The organism is Williamsia herbipolensis (assembly GCF_000964005.1).
Lineage (GTDB): Bacteria > Actinomycetota > Actinomycetes > Mycobacteriales > Mycobacteriaceae > Williamsia_A > Williamsia_A herbipolensis.
This window is the reverse complement of sequence record NZ_JXYP01000018.1, coordinates 89,388-107,987: the sequence shown is the minus strand read 5'-3', so window position 1 is coordinate 107,987 and position 18,600 is coordinate 89,388. Positions and strand designations below refer to the sequence as shown.

Below are 18,600 nucleotides of genomic sequence, written 5' to 3'. Positions count from 1 at the left end.
GACTCGGCCGCCCCGGAGATCGTTCCGGGGCGGCCGAGTCGTCGTTGTGGTCAGGAACGGGCACGGCTCCCCCGGTCGACCACCGCCCACACCGGTCCGGTGACCAACCAGATCGCGGTGATGATGCCGAGCAGGGGGAAGATCCCGAACAGGTCGCGCGCCTGGTCGCCGTCGGCGACGGTGGCGGCCAACCCGAGGATGCAGGCCCCTGCGACCGCCGCGGCGAGCAGCCATCGCCCGAACTCGGTGACCTCGCGACATACCGCCTCCGGCCCGTGCTTCACCCGTGGCGGTGGCGGCGGACCGTCGAAGAACCAGTGCGCGCACCGCACATCGGCCCACCGGATCATCGAATGACCGAACGCGACGGTGACGCCGAGGTAGATGCCGGCGATGCGGTGGATCTGTTCGACCTGCGCACCCGCGTGCAGATCGAGCGCGACCGCGGCCAACAGCACGAGATCGACCACGGGCACGAGCCGCAGGACGAGTGTGGACGCACGCTGCGCACGCAATCCGTAGCGCACCGCGAGTCCTGCGAACACGATGACCCAGAAACCGATCTCGCAGCCGATGATGACGAAGAGCACGGGGGAATCCATGTCCTCCAGCGTCGTCGGACGACATGGATCCTCGCGTCGGCCGCAAGCGCGATCTCGCGGCTCCGGGCTCATCACTTCGGACGATCCGTGCCTCGGGGTACCCGTGATGAGATGGAATCCACAGGCGACGGAGGTGGACGAGGTGTGGAGTGCGGTGGCCGATCGGCCGCGGTCGCGGGACCTGTGTGTCTGTCTGGCCTTCGGCGCCCTGGGGGTCGTCCTCTACGTGGCCGATCTGAACGTCGTCGGCGGCGACTCCGGCACACCGTTCGACCTGCCCCGGTGGCTGGGGCTGATCACCCTGGCCGCCGCCTGCGGAGCGCAGTCGGTGCGTTCCACCTCGCCGGGAACGGCCCTGGCCCTGTGCCTCGCCGTGGTCGCGATCGACACCGTTGTCGCGCAGTCACTCTCGGTGTGGTTGGTGCTGTCGGACGTGGTGTACGCCGTGGCGTTGTACGCCGGCCGTCGCACCGTCCACACCATGTACGCGGTTCTCGGTGCGGCCGCCGTCCTCGCCTTCGCGACGGTGATCGCGCTCGGGGCCGGCTGGCAGACGGTGTTGCTCGCCGGACTGTGGGTGCTGGCCCTGGTGATCGGCCCCATCGGGTACGGCCGCGCCATCGCCGAACATCGCGTGGCCGCGGCGGCCGAACGGGAACGGTCGGCGATTTTGGCGCAGCTCGCCGACCGCGACCGTGCCGACGCCGTCACCGAGGAACGGCGACGCCTCGCCCGCGATCTCCACGACATCGTCGCCGGCCACCTCTCCGGCATCGCCCTGCAGTCGGCCGCCGCCCTGACGGCGGGCCCCGCCTCCCCCGCCACCGCCGAGGTGTTGGCGTCGGTGCGCGCCAACAGCGTGGCGGCACTCGGCGAGATGCGCGCCCTGATCGACGTCCTCGACGGCGACGGCCGCGCCGGGACGTGTGACGGCACCGATGACCACGAGGGTTCGGTACGCACCGCGTCGCTCCGCCGCATCGACCACCTGGTGACGACGGCGAGGACCGCGGGATCCCCGGTGTCGGTGACCCCGCAGATCCCGGCCGATCTGCCGCCGGCCGTCGACGTGTGCGCCTACCGGATCGCAGCCGAGGCACTCACCAACGCCACCAGACATGCTCGACGACAACCGATCTCGATCGAGGTCGTGGTCGCTCCGCGCGAGCTGACACTCACGGTCCGCAACGCCGTCCTCGACGAGGCGGCCTCGTCGACCCCGGGTGGGCACGGTGTCGCGAACATGGCGCTCCGGGCTCGGGCCGCCGGAGGCTGTTGCACTGCGGGACGTGTGGGCGGCGACTGGGTCGTCGCCGCGTCGTTGCCCCTCCCCGACAGCGGGGCCGCCGCATGACCATCACGGTCGTCATCGCCGACGATCACACGGCGATCCGCGCCGGACTGGCGATGATGCTCGGACAGGCCGACGGCATCGAGATCGTCGGCGAGGCCCGCGACGGTGACGAGGCGGTCCGCCTCGCGCGGTCGCTGCGACCCGATGTCGTGGTGATGGACATCCGCATGCCCGGCACCGACGGCATCACCGCCACCACCGAGATCGTGCGCGACGGACTCGCCTCGGTGCTGGTCCTGACCTCTTTCGACATCGACGACCAAGTGTTCGCCGCGCTCGACGCCGGTGCAGGCGGGTTCCTGCTGAAGACCGCCGAGACCGAGGCGATCGTGGCGGCGATCGAGGCGGTCGCACGCGGCGACGCGGTGTTGGCGCCCGAGGTGACCCGCCGCGTGATCGACCGGTTCGCCCGGCATCGCTCGACCACCCGGTCGACCTCACAGGTGGACCTCTCGGTCCTCACCGATCGCGAACGCGAGGTGCTCGACTGCATCGGTGACGGGCTGTCGAACGCCGACATCGCCGCGCGGCTGTTCGTCAGTCCGACGACGGTGAAAACCCATGTGTCGCATGTCCTGGCGAAGCTCGACGTCCGGTCACGGGTGCAGGCGGCGATCATCGCGCGCGACGGGCGGTAGCCACGTCCCGGTCGTGCTGCGGACGGACTGCAGTCGTGGTGCAGCGCCCGCGACTGCAGTCGAGTCAGTGCGCGTCGAGGCTGGTGCGCGCGCCGAACGTCCCATCGGGCCCCGGCTGATAGTCGTGCACGCGGATCACCGCCGTCACCGGGAGCGGACCGTAGAGGTGCGGGAACGCGATGCCGTCGGGATGCGGCGGATCGCCGTCCTCCCACACGATGTCGGCGGGTACGCGCTGCGGGTCGATCTCGAGGAGCACGAGGTCGGTGCGACCGGCGAAGACCGCGTTGGCCGGGATGTGCACGTGGCGGAGGTCGGAGAGGTGGATGAACCCGACGGTCGACAGTGACTCCGGCTCGAGCCGTCCGTGGCTCGACGCGTGGACCCAGTCGGGTTTGGGACACAGGTGCACGACCGGACCGGGGTCGTCGGCAGAAGGCGATGTCATCGACGTCCACGGTGCCACATCGGCCGGGGCGTGCGGTCGTCGATCCGGCGATTCGGGCGTCACGCGCCGAGGTCGACCCGCCGAGAGCGCTATCGCCGCGATGACCAGCGCGATGCCCACGAGCTCGAGAGGGGCCGGGATCTGCGCGAGGGTGATGGCGCCGACGATCACCGCCGTGGCGGGCAGCAGCGACAGCATGAGCGCGAACCGCCCGCGGTCGATCCGGGTGAGGACGATCTGGTCGAGGACGTACGGGACCGCACTGGAGAGCACCCCGACCGCCGCCGCCGCGCCGACCAGGCCGACAGACAGGTTCGGTGCTCCCGTGACCACACTCACACCGAGGACGAACGGCGCCGACAGCACACCGGCGATCGCGAGGCCGACACCGAGATCCTCGACACCGTGCCGCCACCCGCTGACACCGCTCTCGGCGGCTGCACCGGCCGCCGAGACCCGGGCACCGAACACGATGTACCCGCCCCACAGCGCGCCCGCGAGCAACGCCCAGCCGACCCCGATCGCCGACCCCTGCAGCGACACCCCGCTCACCAGCACGACACCGAGCGCCACCGCGACGAGTGCGGCGATCGCACGCGCTCCCCGGGCGGCGAGAGCGGCGACGGTGATCGGGCCGATGAACTCGACGGCGACGGCGACACCGCGGTCGACCTGCGAGATCGCGAGATAGAACGTGATGTTCATGGCGGTGGTGACGAGTCCGAACACCGTCGCACGGCGCAGACGGACACGGTCGCCCACGATCGCGACCGGTCGGGTCAGGACGACCAGCACCACCCCACCGGAGAGCGTGCGCAGCCACGCCACGACCTCGGGATCGGTCCGGTCGAACAGCGGCACGGCGATGGCGGCGCCGAGGTACTGACACACCGCGCCCACCACGAAGAGGACCCAGACGAAGCGAGCCCGGTCGCCGCCGGGGTGTCCGGGGCCGCTCGGCGTGCGCCCGATCACCGCAGGCCCCCGGTTGTTAACGATGAATGACGACCGGTGTGCTGCGGCGCGGGAACAATACGGGGAGCTGATTCGTCTGAAAGAGTGAGAGAAGCCCACCACTCCTGGTGGGTCAGCTCGCGAAGGGAAGCGCTCGCGCTCGCCCGGGACGGAGGAACCATGTCAGATGTCATCACCACCACCTCGATCTCCATGCCCCTCACCGCTGCCGACCGTTGTGACCGTTGCGGTGCAGCAGCACGTGTACGCGCGACCCTCCCGGCCGGCGGTGAACTGCTGTTCTGCCGCCACCACTACAACGAGCACGAGGCCCGACTCGCTGACATGGGCGCCACGGTGACCCGTTCCGAGGAAGAGATGGTCTGATCATCCGGCCGCCTCGCGGTCACTAGAGCTGTCGTCCACGGCACCGTCGCATCGCGACGGTGCCGTCGGCGTCTCTGCGGGAGCATCGTGGTCGGTGTCGTCACTTCCACGTGCGCAGCGCGCTGATCCGCTCCTTGAGTTGATCCGCGGTCGCCATGGCGGTGGGCGGCCCACCCAGTCGGGTGCGCAGCTCGTTGTGCACCATGCCGTGCGGTTTCCCGGTGCGGTGGTGGTGCATCGCGACGAGGCTGTTGAGCTCTCGACGCAGCGCCGAGAGCTGCTGTCCGGTCGATTCGGTCTTCTCCCGCTGCGGCGGCGGGGGTGCCGCGGATCGCGTGGTGATCTGGTCGGTCTGGCGTTGCCGGAGCAGGTCGCGCACCTGGTCGGCGTTCAGGAGCCCCGGCAGGCCGAGGTAGTCGGACTCCTCGTCGCTGCCGGCGAAGGTGGCCGTGCCGAAGGACGAGCCGTCGAAGATGACCTGGTCGAGTTCGGCGTCGGCGTGCAGGGAGATGAACGCCGGGTCGTCGTCACCGGGTTCGTCCTCGGTCTTGTTCGCCTCGGCGATCAGCTCGTCGTCGAAGCCCTCCTTCTCGCGGTCCGGCTTCCCGAGGACGTGGTCACGCTGCGCCTCGAGCTCGCTGGCCAGGCGCAGCAGCACCGGCACCGACGGCAGGAACACGCTCGCGGTCTCGCCGGGGCGTCGTGATCGCACGAACCGACCGACGGCCTGCGCGAAATACAGCGGGGTCGAGGCGCTCGTCGCGTAGACGCCGACGGCCAGCCGCGGGACGTCGACACCTTCGGACACCATGCGCACGGCGACCATCCAGCGGTCATCCGACGCAGCGAACTCGTCGATGCGGCTCGACGACGACGCCTCGTCGGAGAGCACGAGGGTCACCGGCGAGGCCGAGATCTCCTCGAGCAACTCGGCGTAGTCGCGAGCGGTCTTCTGGTCGCTCGCGATGACCAGTCCACCGGCGTCGGGGACGCCCGAGGTGCGCAGCTGGCCCAGGCGGGTGTTGGCGGCGGTGAGCACGGCGGGGATCCAGTCGCCGTGCGGGTCGAGCGCGGTGCGCCACGCGCGCGCGGTGTGCTCGGCCGACAGCGGTTCGCCGAGTCGGGCGGAGAACTCCTCGCCGGCGCTCGTGCGCCAGCTGGCCTGACCCGAGTACGCGAGGAACACCACCGGCCGCACGACGCCGTCGGCGAGGGCGTCGGCGTAGCCGTAGCTGTGATCGGCCTTCGAGCGCAGCGCCCCGCCGCCGTCGGGTTCGTAGGTGACGAACGGGATCTGCGCGTCGTCGGAGCGGAACGGCGTCCCGGTGAGCGACAACCGACGGGTCGCGTCGGAGAACGCCTCGGAGATCGCATCGCCCCAGGTCTTCGCGTCGCCGCCGTGGTGGATCTCGTCGAGGATCACCAGGGTCCGACGGTTCTCGGTGCGCACGCGATGTCGGGAGGGATGGGCGGCGACCTGGGCGTACGTGAGAACGACGCCGTCGAAATCGCTGCTCGTGACGCCGACGGTGTTCCGGAAGTTGGCGTCGAGAGCGATCCCGACACGCGCGGCGGCCTGCGCCCACTGGAATTTCAGGTGCTCGGTCGGCGCGACCACGGTGATCTGGTCGACGGTGCGGTCGCCGAGCAGTTCCCGTGCGATGCGCAGCCCGAACGTCGTCTTGCCGGCGCCGGGTGTCGCCACGGCGAGGAAATCGCGCGGCGCGGTCGCCAGGTACTTGGTCAGCGCACGGCGCTGCCAGGTACGCAGCGACTCGGTGGCCTGCGGAACCATGACCTCGGAAATCTCAGAACTCCTCGACATACGCCGAAACGGGGGGTGGGCAGTCGTGACGGGCGTTCGTGATGGGCGGGGGATGTCGACGCGCCGTGGGCGACGAGGCGGCCCGTCGGTCACACCGATCGCTTCCGCCATCCGGGTGGACCGACGCACCGACCGCATCAGATCGTACCCTCGCGGCGGCCCCGAACGTCCCGCCCGCGACCGGCGACACGGTCGTCGCGGCGACCTCCTACGCCCACCGCGCTGCTCGATCGGGGATGCTGAACCCATCACCCCCGCCGGCGACCTCCCCGACCACGAACCGACACGCACCGCGTCGCCGGGGCGTCCGCATGTGCTGCGGTCGCTCCCCCGGGTCATGTGGCGGGCGATCGTCAAGGCGTGGGACGACTCGATCTTCGGCATGTCGGCGCAGGCCGCGTTCTGGCAGACGTTGTCGCTGCCGCCGTTGCTCCTCGGGTTGCTCGGCAGCATCGGCTACATCGGAGGATGGTTCGGTCCGGGCACCACCGAGATGATCCGTACCCGGATCATCAACTTCGCCGGGCAGACCTTCAGCGACAACATCGTCGACGAGATCATCACCCCGACGGTCAACGACGTCCTCGCGCGCGGCCGCGGTGAGCTCATCTCGCTGGGTTTCGTGTTGTCGCTGTGGTCGGGGTCGTCGGCGATGTCGAGTTTCGTCGACTCGATCAACAAAGCCCACGATCAACACGATGTGCGGAATGCGGTGTGGCAGCGGGTGTTCGCGCTCAACCTGTACATCGTGTTCCTGGTGGTCGCGACGTTCGTGCTGCCGCTCGTCGCCCTCGGCCCCACCTACGCCGCCGACATCGCACCCGACTCGTGGAGACCGTTCAGCACGCAGGTGATCCACATCGGCTACTACCCCGCCGTCGCGATCCTGCTGATCCTGGGGTTGACCACCCTCTACCGGGTGTCGCTGCCGAAACCACTCCCCTGGCATCGACTGGTCGGGGGCGCCGTACTCGCCGGCGTCGTGTTCTGGTTCGCCAGCGCCGGTCTGCGGATCTACCTGGGGTCGATCACCAAGACGGGTTACTCCTACGGGGCACTCGCCACGCCGATCGCGTTCCTGCTGTTCACGTTCTTCCTCGGGTTCGCGATCGTGATCGGTGCGCAGTTCAACGCCGCCGTGCAGGCGACGTGGCCCACGGCGGGACCGACCCACATCGAGCAGGTCAAGGACTGGGTGTCGGCGCAGACCACCGATCTCACCGACCAGCTGAAGTCGGTGCCCAAGCGCATCCAGACCGGCCCGATCCGCCGTCAGTCGCGGCCGCCCGAGGCCGATGTCCCCGAGAGTCGCGAGCGCATCAGGCCGCGCTGATCACTCGCCCTTCTTGAGCTTCTCGTAGATCTTCTTGCACTTGGGGCACACGGGTGAACCCGGTTTGGGTGAGCGCGTCACCGGGAACACCTCGCCGCACAACGCAACGACGTGGTTGCCCATGACCGCGCTCTCGGCGATCTTGTTCTTCTTCACGTAGTGGAAGAACTTCGGGGTGTCGTCATCGGTGGTCTCGTCGGTGTCGATGTCGACATCGGGGCGTTCGATGGTCTGCGTTCCCATGACCCCATTCTGCCTGATTCCCAGAGGTGACAAACGTCGTATGTGAGCTGCATCGATGCATTGTTGGACAGAAAGTGCAACAGTGGAGCAATGGCACACGAAGAGGCACGAGAAGCGATCCTGATCACCCAGGCGCAGGTCTCTCAGGAAGACCAGCACAAGGCCCGGGTCCGTCGCTACCTGAGCCTGATGGCCTTCCGTGTCCCCGCCCTCGTGATCGCCGGGATCGTCTACGGCGCGACGGGATCGGGCCTGCTGGCCCTCGCCGTCATCGCGTTGTCGATTCCGATCCCCTGGGTGGCCGTGCTCATCGCCAACGACCGGCCGCCGCGCGAGAAGGGTGAGGTCCCGCGCTACAAGTGGTCCGGCGACGCCGACCCGCCCGCGGTCGCCGCCACGCACTTCCGTCAGCTCAAAGGCCACGACGACTGATCCACCCCCGCTGCACCTGTCGGCGGTGTGACACGGTCGTGCCATGACCGAGCCCGCCGCGACAGACGTCGCGCACCTGCACACCGTGGCCGACGATCTGCGGGCCGCGTTCGTCGCCCACCGCTACGACGCCGACGGCGTCCTCGACCTGCTCGGTGAGGACGCCCACGCCGCGCTGGGGCGCGGCGAACCGGTTCCGGTACGTCGGGCCTGTGCCGGCGGCGGCGAACTCGGAACGCTGACCCGGCTGCTGCTGATCGGTGACACCTGCGACCGATCGGAGGTGGCCGCCGCTCTCGGCCCGCTCGACCTCGACACCGCGGAGTCGGTCGGACTCCTCCGCCCCGACGGCGACGGGGTGCGCGCCGCCGTCGACGTCCGTCCCCTCGACACCGGCCGCGGCACACGCTGGCTGTTCTCCGACCTCGACGGCGCCACCCGCGAGACCACGATCGCCCCGGACCACGTGCTGGGCGTCGGTCAGGCGTCGTTGTCGCTGCTGCGGGCGTCGGTGACCGCGTCGGGATCGGTGCTCGATCTGGGGACGGGATGCGGCGTGCAGGCGGTGCACGCCCTCGACACGGCCGATCACGTGGTCGCCACCGACATCACCGCACGCGCCGCGGCGATGACACGCGCGGGCATGGCGATCAACGGTGTCCGCGCCGACCGCTACGACCTGCGCACCGGTCCCTGGTTCGCACCGGTCGACGGGGAACGATTCGACCACGTCGTCGCGAACCCGCCCTTCGTCGTGGGCACACCGACGGTGACCCACAGCTACCGCGATTCCGGGCTCGACCTGGACGGCGCGAGCGCGCTGGTCGTGTCGACGGCCGCCGATCACCTCGCCGACGGTGGCACCGCGTGCCTGCTGGCCTCGTGGGTCGTCACCGGCGGCGACTGGCGCGAACGGGTCGCCGGCTGGATCCCCGACCACGGTGTCGACGCCTGGGTGGTGCAGCGCGACGTCGCCGATCCCGCTCTCTACGTCGGCACCTGGTTGCGCGATGCGGGCCTCGACCCGCGGTCGGGTGACGGCGCGCGCCGCGCGCAGGAGTGGCTCGAGCACCTCGACCGCGCGGGCGTCGAGGGCGTCGGGTTCGGATTCGTGTTCCTGCGGTCCACGGGCGAGGCGACCGATCTGCTGGCCGAGGAGATGTCGCACGCGATCTCCGACCCGATGGGACCGGAGGCCGATGCCTACCTGTCCCGCGCCGCGTGGCTGCGCACCCACGACATCGACGACGCCCGACTGCAGCTCGCCCCCGACGTGGCGCTGGAACAGATCTCGACGATCGGCGCCGACGGCGCCGGGTGGTCGGAGGTGGTGTGCCGGCTGCACCGCACCGACGGACCGCGGTGGACGCACGAGATCGACTCCTGGGGCCGCTCGCTCGTCGCCGGTCTCTCCCATGACGGGTTGTCGGTCGCCGACGTCGCCGATCTGCTCGCCGCGGCCACCGGCGAGTCGCTCGATCCCGCGGTGCTGCGGGGTTTCGTGAACGACCTGGTGCGCCACGGGATCCTCCTCCCACCCGGCTGACCGGCGAGGCTAGGGGTACTCTCAGCAACTTCTCAGACCGGTCTGGACATCGCCACAGGTCAAGGGTGTTTGGTCAGGGGACAGCGGGGAACTATTCGCGTAGAGCGAACCGTTGAACCCCATGAAGACACACGCTCGCGAGGAGGCCGACATGCCCAGTTCCACCGCCACGACGATCAGGCCCGCAGACACCATCCGCCCGCAGATGACCGACGCGGATCTCGACGCCCAGAGCCCGGCGGCAGATCTCGTCCGGGTGTACCTCAACGGGATCGGCCGCACGGCTCTCCTCAACGCCGAGCAGGAGGTCGACCTGGCGAAGGCCATCGAGGTCGGCCTCTACGCCAAGCACGTCCTCGCCACGAAGAAGCGGTTGTCGCCCACCAAGAAGCGCGATCTCGCGCAGCTCGTCCGCGAGGGTGAGTCGGCGCGGTCGCATCTGCTCGAGGCCAACCTGCGTCTCGTGGTGTCGCTGGCCAAGCGCTACACCGGTCGTGGCATGCCGCTGCTCGACCTGATCCAGGAGGGCAACCTCGGACTGATCCGCGCGATGGAGAAGTTCGACTACGCCAAGGGATTCAAGTTCTCGACGTACGCGACGTGGTGGATCCGTCAGGCCATCACCCGCGGCATGGCCGATCAGAGCCGCACCATCCGGCTCCCCGTCCACCTCGTCGAGCAGGTCAACAAGCTGGCCCGCATCAAGCGCGAACTGCACCAGCAGCTCGGGCGTGAGGCGACCGACGACGAGCTGGCAGAGGAGTCGGGCATCCCGGCCGAGAAGATCGCCGATCTGCTCGACCACAGCCGCGACCCGGTGAGCCTCGACATGCCCGTCGGCACCGACGAGGAGGCGCCCCTGGGCGACTTCATCGAGGACGCCGAGGCCACCTCGGCCGAGAGCGCCGTCATCGCCGGTCTGCTCCACACCGACGTGCGCACCGTGCTGGCCACCCTCGACGAGCGCGAGCAGCAGGTCATCCGCCTGCGCTTCGGGCTCGACGACGGGCAGCCCCGCACCCTCGACCAGATCGGTCGCCTGTTCGGCCTGTCGCGCGAGCGGGTCCGTCAGATCGAGCGTGAGGTCATGTCGAAGCTCCGTCAGGGTGATCGCGCGGAGCGTCTGCGCGCCTACGCCAGCTGATCGATCACGTAAGTCTCCTCGGCCCGGTATCCGCTCTCGTGGGTACCGGGCCGATGCGTATCCGGCCCGAGAGCACCTCGGCGCCGTGCTCGGAGCACAGGATCGGATCGAGGGCGACCTCACGGATCTCGGGGAGGTCGTCGACCAGGGTCGACACCCGGATGAGCAGGTCGGCCAGGGCGTCACGATCCACCGCGGCCTGCCCGCGATACCCGGTGAGCAACGGAGCCGACCGCGGTGCGGCGATGAGTTCGTGTGCGTCGGCCTCGGTCAGCGGGATCGCCCGGTGGGCGTGATCGCCGAGCAGATCGAATGTCGCGCCCGACAACCCGAACGAGATCAACGAACCGAACGACGGGTCGTCGCGGACACGGATGATCGCGGCCACCCCGCGTGCCGCCATGCGCTGGACCTGCAGGTACCGCTCGCCGGTGACCGCGGTCAGCTCGTCGAACGCCGATCGCACCGTCGCGGCGGTCGAGAGGTCCAGGCGCGCGCCCTCGCCGTCGAGTCGACCGCGCCACTTGGTCGAGACGGCCTTCACCGCGACCGGATAGCCGAGTCGCTCGGCGGCCGCGGCGGCGGAGTCGGCGTCGTCGACCTCGACGAACTCGGTCACCCCGATCCCGTAGGCCGCCAACACCTGCGCCGACCGGCGTTCGTCCAGGGCGACGGTCTCACGGTGGGTGTCGTCGCCGACGGCGCGCACCGCCTCGCGGGCGGCGTCGGCATCGACGTCGGCCGGGCGGATCACGGGTGACTCGGGGCGGGCACGCCACTGCGCGTAGCGCCACGCCTGCCCCAGCGCCGTCGCCGCCCGCTCGGGTGCCGGATAGGACGGGATGGAGCCACGCACGGGGGTGCCGTCGCCGTCGCGCACGGTGAGGTTGGCCGGGATGCCCTCGACCGCCAGGAACGTCGAGACGATCGTCTTCGCGCTGCCGGCGGTGGCGTCGGTCAGAGCTCGGGCATAGCTGTCGGCGCCCACCGCGACCGGCGGTACGAAGACCGCGACGATGGCGTCGACCCCGTCGTCTTCGACCACCTTGCGCAGCGCGGCGGCGAACTCACCCGCCCCGGCCCCGGCACCGAGGTCGATCTGCTCCACCACGCGCAGACTCAAGCGTTGCCCGGCGCTGCCGGCGAGCACACCAAGGACCGTCGAGTTGCCGACGATCGCCACCCGGGGGCCCTGGGGCAGCGGTTGGTAGGCCAGCACGGTGGCGCAGTCGAAGAGATCGGCGATCGTGTCGACCTGGATGACGCCGGACTGTTCGAGAACCGCACGCGCGCTGGCGTCGTCGAGGGTGGAGTCGCGTCGCTCCTGCGACGGTGCGACCGCCGACCGCCCGGCCTTGACCGCGACGATCGGCTTGTTCCGCGAGACTCTGCGCGCGAGCCGGGAGAACTTGCGCGGGTTACCGAAGCTCTCGAGGTACAGCAGGATCACGTCGGTGCGCGGGTCGCTGTCCCAGTACTGCAGGAGGTCGTTGCCGGAGAGGTCGGCGCGGTTGCCCGCCGACACGAAGGTCGACAGGCCGAGGTGACGCCGTGCCGCGGCGTCGAGGATCGCGATGCCGAGCGCCCCGGACTGACAGAAGAACCCGACGCGCCCGGGACCGGGCACGCGCGGTGCGAGGGTGGCGTTGAGGGCGATGTCGGGGTCGGTGTTGATGACGCCGAGGGCGTTGGGGCCCACCAGACGCATGCCGTGGGCGCGGATCTCGTGGACCAGGGTGCGTTCGGCGACCGCACCGGCGTCGCCGGACTCGGCGAAACCGGCCGACACCACGACCATCGTCTTCACCCCCTTCGACAGACAGTCCTGCAGCACGTCGCCGACGGTGTCGGCGGGTACCGCGACGACGGCCAGGTCGACCGGGTCGGGGATGTCACGGACCGAGGCATAGGCGCGGATGCCGCGCACGGCGCGGGCCTCGGCGTTGACCGGGAACACCGGCCCGTTGAAACCGCCCTCGATCACGTTGGCCAGCAACGCGTTCCCCACCTTGCGTCGGTCGGCCGAGGCCCCGATGATCGCGACCGATCCGGGCGCCAGCAGGTTCGAGACGCTGCGGGCCTCCGAGCCGATCTCGCGTGAGTTGCGCACGGTGAGCAGCGCGTCGGTCGGGTCGATGCGGAACTCGACGTGCACGGTCGAGCCGTCGAAGCTGCGGGAGAGCTGGTATCCCGCGTCGCGGAACACCGCGAGCATCGCGCGGTTCTCGGTGAGGACCTCCGCCTCGAAGCGGTCGAACCCGTTCTCCGCCGCGGCCCCGGCGAGGTGTTCGAGCAGCACCGTGCCCAGCCCACGGCCCTGGTGGTCGTCGGCGACGACGAACGCGACCTCCGCGGCGCGCGGTCGACCCGCGAAACGGAGGCTCTCGTAGATCCCGATCGCGATGATCCGGCCACCGAGCAGCGCCACGAGTGCCACCCGGTCGTGGTGGTCCACGGTGGTCACGTGACGCACGTCCCGTGCCGACATCTCCGGGTACGGGCCGAACCAGCGCATGTAGCGCGTCCGCTCCGACAGCGTCGCGTGAAAGGCCACGATGCGGTCGGCGTCGTCGGGGACGATCGGTCGTAGATGCACCGCTCCCCCGTCCGACGCCAGCACGTCGGCAGTCCAGTGCTGCGGGAAATCCCAGGGGCCGTTGCCGATTCCGGCTGATCCGTCCGCCGGCGACGGTGTGGTGCCGTCGGGCGACGTCGCGTCGCGGTCAGTCACGCGGATCCTCCGGGTCGAGGCCGCGCAGAGGGAACACGGCGCGGCGGCTGGCGAGGATGGCGGCATCGGTCGCCGAGTGCAGGTGGGCGGAGATCCCGTCGGCGGGTTCCTGCCCCCAGTTGCCCTCCCACCTGTCGAAGTCGATGTCGCCGCCGTCGGACATGGTCTCGGCGGAGACGTCGGTCGCGAAGTCCTCGTGGACCGCCGACGCCGCGGCATGTGCCGAGGCGCGCCACGCCTCGCCGGTCGGTGTCGCCGGGTCGACATCGCGGTCGAGAGCCGCGGCGATGAGGTGGGTCCAGATGCGCGGCACCACGTCGACCACCCCGTATCCGCCGCCGCCCACGGCGAGCCAACGGCCGTCGCAGTGGCGGTCGGCGAGGTCGCGCATGGCGTGGATCGCCGCTCGTTGACCGTCGATGGTGAGCGCGAGGTCGGTGAGCGGGTCGGCGCGGTGACTGTCGACGCCGCACTGGCTGACGATGATCTGCGGTCGGAAATCGGCGACCAGGCTCGGCACGATCGCGTGAAAGGCACGGAGCCACAATCGATCCGGTGTCCCCGGCGGCAACGGCACGTTCGAGGTGGTGCCCGCACCGTCGCCCTCACCGACGTCGCTCGCGTACCCCGTCCCCGGGAACAGCGTGGTGGGGTGCTGGTGCAGCGACACCGTCAACACCCGCGGGTCGCCGACGAAACACCGCTCGACACCGTCGCCGTGGTGGGCGTCGATGTCGATGTAGGCGATGCGGTCGAAGCCGGCGGCGAGCAGTCGGTGGATGGCGATGGCGCAGTCGTTGTAGACGCAGAAGCCCGAGGCGCGGGCGGGCATCGCGTGGTGCATCCCGCCGCCGATGTTCACCGCACGACGGGCGACCCCCCGCGCGATCGCGTCGGCTGCGGCCACCGTCCCGCCGACGAGCAGCGACGCCGCCTCGTGCATCGCCGGGAAGACCGGGTTGTCGGCGCCGCCGAGGCCGAAGATGCGTTCGCCGACCGCGGCCGAGTACCCGGGGACCACGTCGCCGGAGGCGGTGGCCCCCGCGGCCCGCACCGCCTCGATGTACTCGGCGCGGTGGACGGTGGTGAGCATGTCGTGCGACGCCGCGTCGGGGACGAGCGGATCGACACCGGCGAGCACGCCGAGGTGATCGGCCAGCGACATGGTCAGCGCCAGTCGGATCGGGTTCATGGGGTGGCTCGGACTCCACCGGTACCCGAGGAAATCGTCGGTCCAGACCACCAGCGTGTCGGTGCGTGCACCCGTTCCGATCACTGCCGATCGCTGTTCGCCGCCATGCCCCCAGGCTAGAGCGACTCGCCTCGGCATGGAGCGACCCGGATGCGGGTAATCTGTCCGATGTGACGATGATGCCCCGAGTGGCGGAGGGATGGGCACCGTGAACGATCTGGTGGACACCACCGAGATGTACCTGCGCACCATCTACGACCTCGAGGAGGAGGGCATCGTACCCCTCCGGGCGCGGATCGCCGAGCGCCTCGAGCAGAGCGGACCGACGGTCTCGCAGACCGTGGCGCGGATGGAGCGAGACGGCCTGCTGCGCGTCGCCGGGGATCGCCAGCTCGAACTCACCGAGCAGGGCCGGTCGTTGGCCATCGCGGTGATGCGCAAGCACCGTCTGGCCGAGCGACTTCTCGTGGACGTGATCGGCATGCCCTGGGACGAGGTCCACGCCGAGGCGTGCCGCTGGGAGCACGTGATGAGCGAGAACGTCGAGCGACGTCTGCTCGAGGTGCTTGAGCATCCGACCACCTCGCCGTACGGCAACCCGATCCCCGGGCTCGATCTCCTCGGTGTCGAGGGCGCCACCATGGACAACGCGACGCGCCTGTCGGACCTGCCCGAGGGCGAGCCGGTCGCCGTCATCGTGCGACGTCTGTCCGAGCACGCCCAGGACGACCGCGACCTCATCAGCAAGCTGCGCGAGGCGGGTGTGGTGCCGAATGCCCGCGTGACCGTGACCAGCGAGCACGGAGCGGTCACCATCAACGCCCCCGGACACGGTGGACTGCACCTGTCGTCGGAGATGGCGCACTCGGTCCACGTGGAGAAGGTGTGACGCGGCCGGTGACCGCATGAAGCTGCTGGTGACCGGAGGGGCCGGCTACGTCGGCAGCGTCTGCGCCCGGGTGATGATCGAGGCCGGTCACGAGGTGACCGTCGTCGACAACCTCATCACCGGTAATCGTGATGCCGTTCCCGACGCCGCGGACTTCGTCGAGGGCGACGTCAGTGCCGTCGCCTCCGACGTCCTCGGCGGGTCGCGGTTCGACGGCGTCCTGCACTTCGCGGCGCAGTCGCTCGTCGGCGAGTCGGTCGAGCACCCCGAGAAGTACTGGTACGGCAACGTCGTCGAGTCCCTCGACCTCCTCGAGGCGATCCGCAGGACCAACACACCGCGTCTGGTGTTCTCCTCGACCGCCGCGACCTACGGTGAGCCCGAGTCGGTTCCGATCCTCGAGTCGTCGCCGACCCGTCCGACCAACCCGTACGGGGCCACGAAGTTGGCGATCGATCACGCGATCACCTCCTACACCGGCGCTCACGGTCTCGCCGCGGTCAGCCTGCGGTACTTCAACGTCGCCGGCGCTTACGGCGGCGCCGGGGAGAACCGGCGCGTGGAGACGCATCTCATCCCGATCGTGTTGCAGGCCGCGCTCGGCCACCGCGAGTCGGTGAAGATCTTCGGCACCGACTACCACACCGACGACGGCACCGCGGTCCGTGACTACATCCACGTCTACGACCTCGCACGGGCGCACGCCCTGGCCCTCGAATCGGCCGTCGCGGGCCGCCACGAGATCTACAACCTCGGCAGCGGATCGGGATTCTCGGTCCGCCAGGTGATCGAGACCTGCGCCGACGTCACCGGTCTCGAGATCCCGGTCGAGGAGGCACCGCGTCGTGCGGGTGACCCGGCGGTGCTGATCGCGTCGAGCGACAAGGCGATCAGCGACCTGGGGTGGTCGCCGACGAACACCGCGCTACCGACGATCGTCGCCGACGCGTGGGAGTACACCCGAGCACTCGGCGACCGCGCGCACTCCGCTCCCCGGGCCTGACCCGCCCCTTGGCGGTGTCAGGCGCCGCGCCGCATCCGGTGCGTCGGGGGTAGGGCGACACCGAGACGACGTGCGAGATCGCGACTCGTCGGCAGCAGTTCGGCGAGCACGTCCGGGCGCATACCTGCCCGGAGCGACTCGTCGAGCAGTGTGGCGAACGAGTTCCCCGGATCGGCGGCGAGCGCGGCGTCGAGTGCGATGCCCGCCATCGCACCGTCGCCGGCGACATAGTGCAGGTGGGCGAGCAGCGTTGCCGCCGTGGCGCGGCCGCGTCCGCGTAACCGTCGGGTGAGATCGGCCCACAGATGCTGTGCGTCGTCGGCACGATCGCTCGCGGCCAGGGCCAGCAGCGCGTCGCGGACGTGCACCGACCGGATCGCGTCGTCGAGGGCGACCACGTCGGCGCATCGCGGATCCGTGCCCAGACCGGAGTCGACGGCAGCGAGCACCAGCCGCAGACGTGTGGTGTCGTCGGGCGTGGGTCCCGACACGGTCGCGTCGGCGGCACAGACCCCTCGCTCGCAGTGCACCCCGGGCTCGACGGCGGCGGTCATCTCCGCGCGCGACCCGGCCATGACGCGTCCGGTGGTGACGGCATGGGCCACGGCCGTCGGCGTGAACCGTGGATCGGCGAGTCGACCTCCGGCCAGGTGGTGGTCGGGGTGTCCCCACGCGGTGTACCAGCGTGCGCCCGAGACGATCTCGTCGGTGGCGAACCCGGCGGCGAGCCCCAGATCGGCGAGACCGAGGTCGATGACGTCGAACACCGACGCCCAGCGCGGGTCGTCGCCAGGGATGCGGTCGTCGACGACGACGGCCACGACCGCCGACGCGCGCTCGCGCAGACAGACGCCGCAGAGGAGCTCGATGACGGCGCACATCGCCTCACTCGGTTCGCCGAACGGATCGAGATCGATGTCGTGGCGCATCGTCACCTCGACCCGTGAACCCGAGCCCGCGAAGGTGAGCAGGACCAGGGAACGCTGCGGGACGAAGCCGAGCATCGCGGGCACGGCCGCGATGAGGTCGCCGGGATCGTGGAGGGTGACGGTGGTGGGTTCGATGCTCATGCGACGACCGTGACCCACCACGGCGACACGGTCGCACGGACGAGAGGCGATCAGGCGCGGTTGTGCACAGTTCGCCCCGATCCCCACGTCACCGACCGCGGGAACGCTCCACGGCCTTGGTGAACACCGCGTCGAGAGCGGCACCGTCGGGTCGCGACCCCGAGAACGAGAGGTACGACGCGTACACCCGGATCCCGTCGTTCTGCGCGGCGAGGACCGTGGTGGTCTGCGTGAGGGTGACCGGGGCCCGCCCGGAACTCGACACGCGACGGAAGGCGATGGACTCCTGCGAGTCGACGGGTGAGGCGGGCAGCACCTCCTGGGTCACCCGGGAGGTGACCCCGCCGATGTCGGCGGTGTAGCTCCCGCACCGCGACACCAGGTCCGACAGATCGGACAGCGGTGTCTGCGCGCGCGTGGTCACGACGGTGAGATTGCCCCCGGTCGCCGACATCCCGGTGATGACGACCGAATCGCCCGAACCCGACGGGATCTGCGGCGGCAGGCACGATGTGGGATCGACCGTGCCACCGAGGGGTCGACCGGCGAGATCGGCAAGGGCGTCACCGGCCTGCTCGCTGCGCAGTCGGGTCGCGGGGTAGTCCGACGGGAAGTCCGACGGCGACAGCGCCAGGCGGTCGATGGCCTGCGCGCCGTCGGACGCCGAGGCTCCCGAGGCGGCGACCGGTGTCCCGTCGATCCCGTCGGTGCACCCCGACAGCAGGCACACCGCCACGACCGCGCCGACCAGTGCGGCACCCAGCGGTCGGTGGGTGTGGAGGGTACGTGCGGCGGTCACCGTGACGACT

The 18,600-nt window shown here is 70.3% G+C and carries 17 protein-coding genes; 9 read left to right on the top strand and 8 right to left on the bottom strand.

The annotated features are described in order from the left end of the window. Window positions 1-50: 50 nt before the first annotated feature. Window positions 51-602 (bottom strand): hypothetical protein, encoded by a 552-nt coding sequence (locus TU34_RS09135; RefSeq protein WP_045822549.1) that lies wholly within the window; start codon window positions 600-602, stop codon window positions 51-53. Between the two features lie 106 nt (window positions 603-708). On the opposite strand from TU34_RS09135, the gene TU34_RS09130 reads away from it, so the two are divergent. Together TU34_RS09130 and TU34_RS09125 are read left to right on the top strand one after the other, a co-directional pair. Then, window positions 709-1,956: a sensor histidine kinase gene (locus tag TU34_RS09130; RefSeq protein WP_052688828.1), complete on the top strand. Its 1,248-nt coding sequence runs from the start codon at window positions 709-711 to the stop codon at window positions 1,954-1,956. Next, on the top strand, window positions 1,953-2,594 hold the full coding sequence (locus TU34_RS09125) for a response regulator (RefSeq protein WP_045822548.1): 642 nt from the start codon (window positions 1,953-1,955) through the stop codon (window positions 2,592-2,594). The genes TU34_RS09130 and TU34_RS09125 overlap by 4 nt, the downstream gene beginning before the upstream one ends. Before the next feature lie 64 nt (window positions 2,595-2,658). Here TU34_RS09125 and TU34_RS24560 read toward each other — a convergent pair whose 3' ends face one another. After that, window positions 2,659-4,017, bottom strand: a complete 1,359-nt coding sequence (locus TU34_RS24560) for a DUF952 domain-containing protein (protein ID WP_052688827.1) — start codon at window positions 4,015-4,017, stop codon at window positions 2,659-2,661. Between the two features lie 159 nt (window positions 4,018-4,176). Here TU34_RS24560 and TU34_RS09115 point away from each other — a divergent pair, with 159 nt between their 5' ends. Next, complete coding sequence (locus TU34_RS09115) at window positions 4,177-4,383, top strand: DUF7455 domain-containing protein (RefSeq protein ID WP_045822547.1); 207 nt, start codon at window positions 4,177-4,179, stop codon at window positions 4,381-4,383. 100 nt (window positions 4,384-4,483) lie between these two features. Here TU34_RS09115 and TU34_RS09110 read toward each other — a convergent pair whose 3' ends face one another. After that, window positions 4,484-6,178, bottom strand: coding sequence for a DEAD/DEAH box helicase (locus TU34_RS09110; protein ID WP_238981227.1), 1,695 nt, complete (start codon window positions 6,176-6,178; stop codon window positions 4,484-4,486). Between the two features lie 145 nt (window positions 6,179-6,323). Here TU34_RS09110 and TU34_RS09105 point away from each other — a divergent pair, with 145 nt between their 5' ends. Next, entirely contained in the window at window positions 6,324-7,541 is a 1,218-nt protein-coding gene (locus TU34_RS09105; RefSeq protein ID WP_052688826.1) for a YihY/virulence factor BrkB family protein, read from the top strand. Here the strand turns inward: TU34_RS09105 and TU34_RS09100 are convergent, their stop codons facing one another. Further along, a complete protein-coding gene (locus TU34_RS09100) occupies window positions 7,542-7,784 on the bottom strand; it encodes a DUF3039 domain-containing protein (protein WP_045822545.1) in 243 nt (80 codons plus the stop codon). It abuts the gene before it with no gap. A 90-nt stretch (window positions 7,785-7,874) separates the two neighbouring features. Here TU34_RS09100 and TU34_RS09095 point away from each other — a divergent pair, with 90 nt between their 5' ends. The 3 genes from TU34_RS09095 (at window position 7,875) to TU34_RS09085 (ending at window position 10,906) form a co-directional block, all read left to right on the top strand. Continuing rightward, on the top strand, window positions 7,875-8,216 hold the full coding sequence (locus TU34_RS09095; protein ID WP_052688825.1) for a DUF3099 domain-containing protein: 342 nt from the start codon (window positions 7,875-7,877) through the stop codon (window positions 8,214-8,216). 43 nt (window positions 8,217-8,259) lie between these two features. Beyond that, a complete protein-coding gene (locus TU34_RS09090; protein WP_045822543.1) occupies window positions 8,260-9,762 on the top strand; it encodes a DUF7782 domain-containing protein in 1,503 nt (500 codons plus the stop codon). A gap of 151 nt (window positions 9,763-9,913) precedes the next feature. Then, window positions 9,914-10,906, top strand: a complete 993-nt coding sequence (locus TU34_RS09085; RefSeq protein ID WP_045822634.1) for a sigma-70 family RNA polymerase sigma factor — start codon at window positions 9,914-9,916, stop codon at window positions 10,904-10,906. A gap of 4 nt (window positions 10,907-10,910) precedes the next feature. On the opposite strand, the gene TU34_RS09080 is transcribed toward TU34_RS09085, so the two are convergent. Both TU34_RS09080 and TU34_RS09075 read right to left on the bottom strand, forming a co-directional pair. Continuing rightward, a complete protein-coding gene (locus TU34_RS09080; RefSeq protein WP_065973550.1) occupies window positions 10,911-13,637 on the bottom strand; it encodes a bifunctional acetate--CoA ligase family protein/GNAT family N-acetyltransferase in 2,727 nt (908 codons plus the stop codon). After that, entirely contained in the window at window positions 13,630-14,913 is a 1,284-nt protein-coding gene (locus TU34_RS09075; protein WP_238981226.1) for an acetoin utilization protein AcuC, read from the bottom strand. The genes TU34_RS09080 and TU34_RS09075 overlap by 8 nt, the downstream gene beginning before the upstream one ends. A 124-nt stretch (window positions 14,914-15,037) precedes the next feature. On the opposite strand from TU34_RS09075, the gene TU34_RS09070 reads away from it, so the two are divergent. Together TU34_RS09070 and galE are read left to right on the top strand one after the other, a co-directional pair. Then, window positions 15,038-15,718 (top strand): iron-dependent transcriptional repressor DtxR, encoded by a 681-nt coding sequence (locus TU34_RS09070; RefSeq protein WP_045822631.1) that lies wholly within the window; start codon window positions 15,038-15,040, stop codon window positions 15,716-15,718. 16 nt (window positions 15,719-15,734) lie between these two features. Next, entirely contained in the window at window positions 15,735-16,721 is a 987-nt protein-coding gene (galE, locus tag TU34_RS09065) for a UDP-glucose 4-epimerase GalE (RefSeq protein ID WP_045822542.1), read from the top strand. Between the two features lie 17 nt (window positions 16,722-16,738). On the opposite strand, the gene TU34_RS09060 is transcribed toward galE, so the two are convergent. Together TU34_RS09060 and TU34_RS22305 are read right to left on the bottom strand one after the other, a co-directional pair. Then, window positions 16,739-17,791, bottom strand: a complete 1,053-nt coding sequence (locus TU34_RS09060; protein WP_045822630.1) for a DUF4192 domain-containing protein — start codon at window positions 17,789-17,791, stop codon at window positions 16,739-16,741. Between the two features lie 88 nt (window positions 17,792-17,879). Further along, a complete protein-coding gene (locus tag TU34_RS22305; protein WP_052688823.1) occupies window positions 17,880-18,590 on the bottom strand; it encodes a DUF5642 family protein in 711 nt (236 codons plus the stop codon). Between the last annotated feature and the right edge of the window lie 10 nt (window positions 18,591-18,600).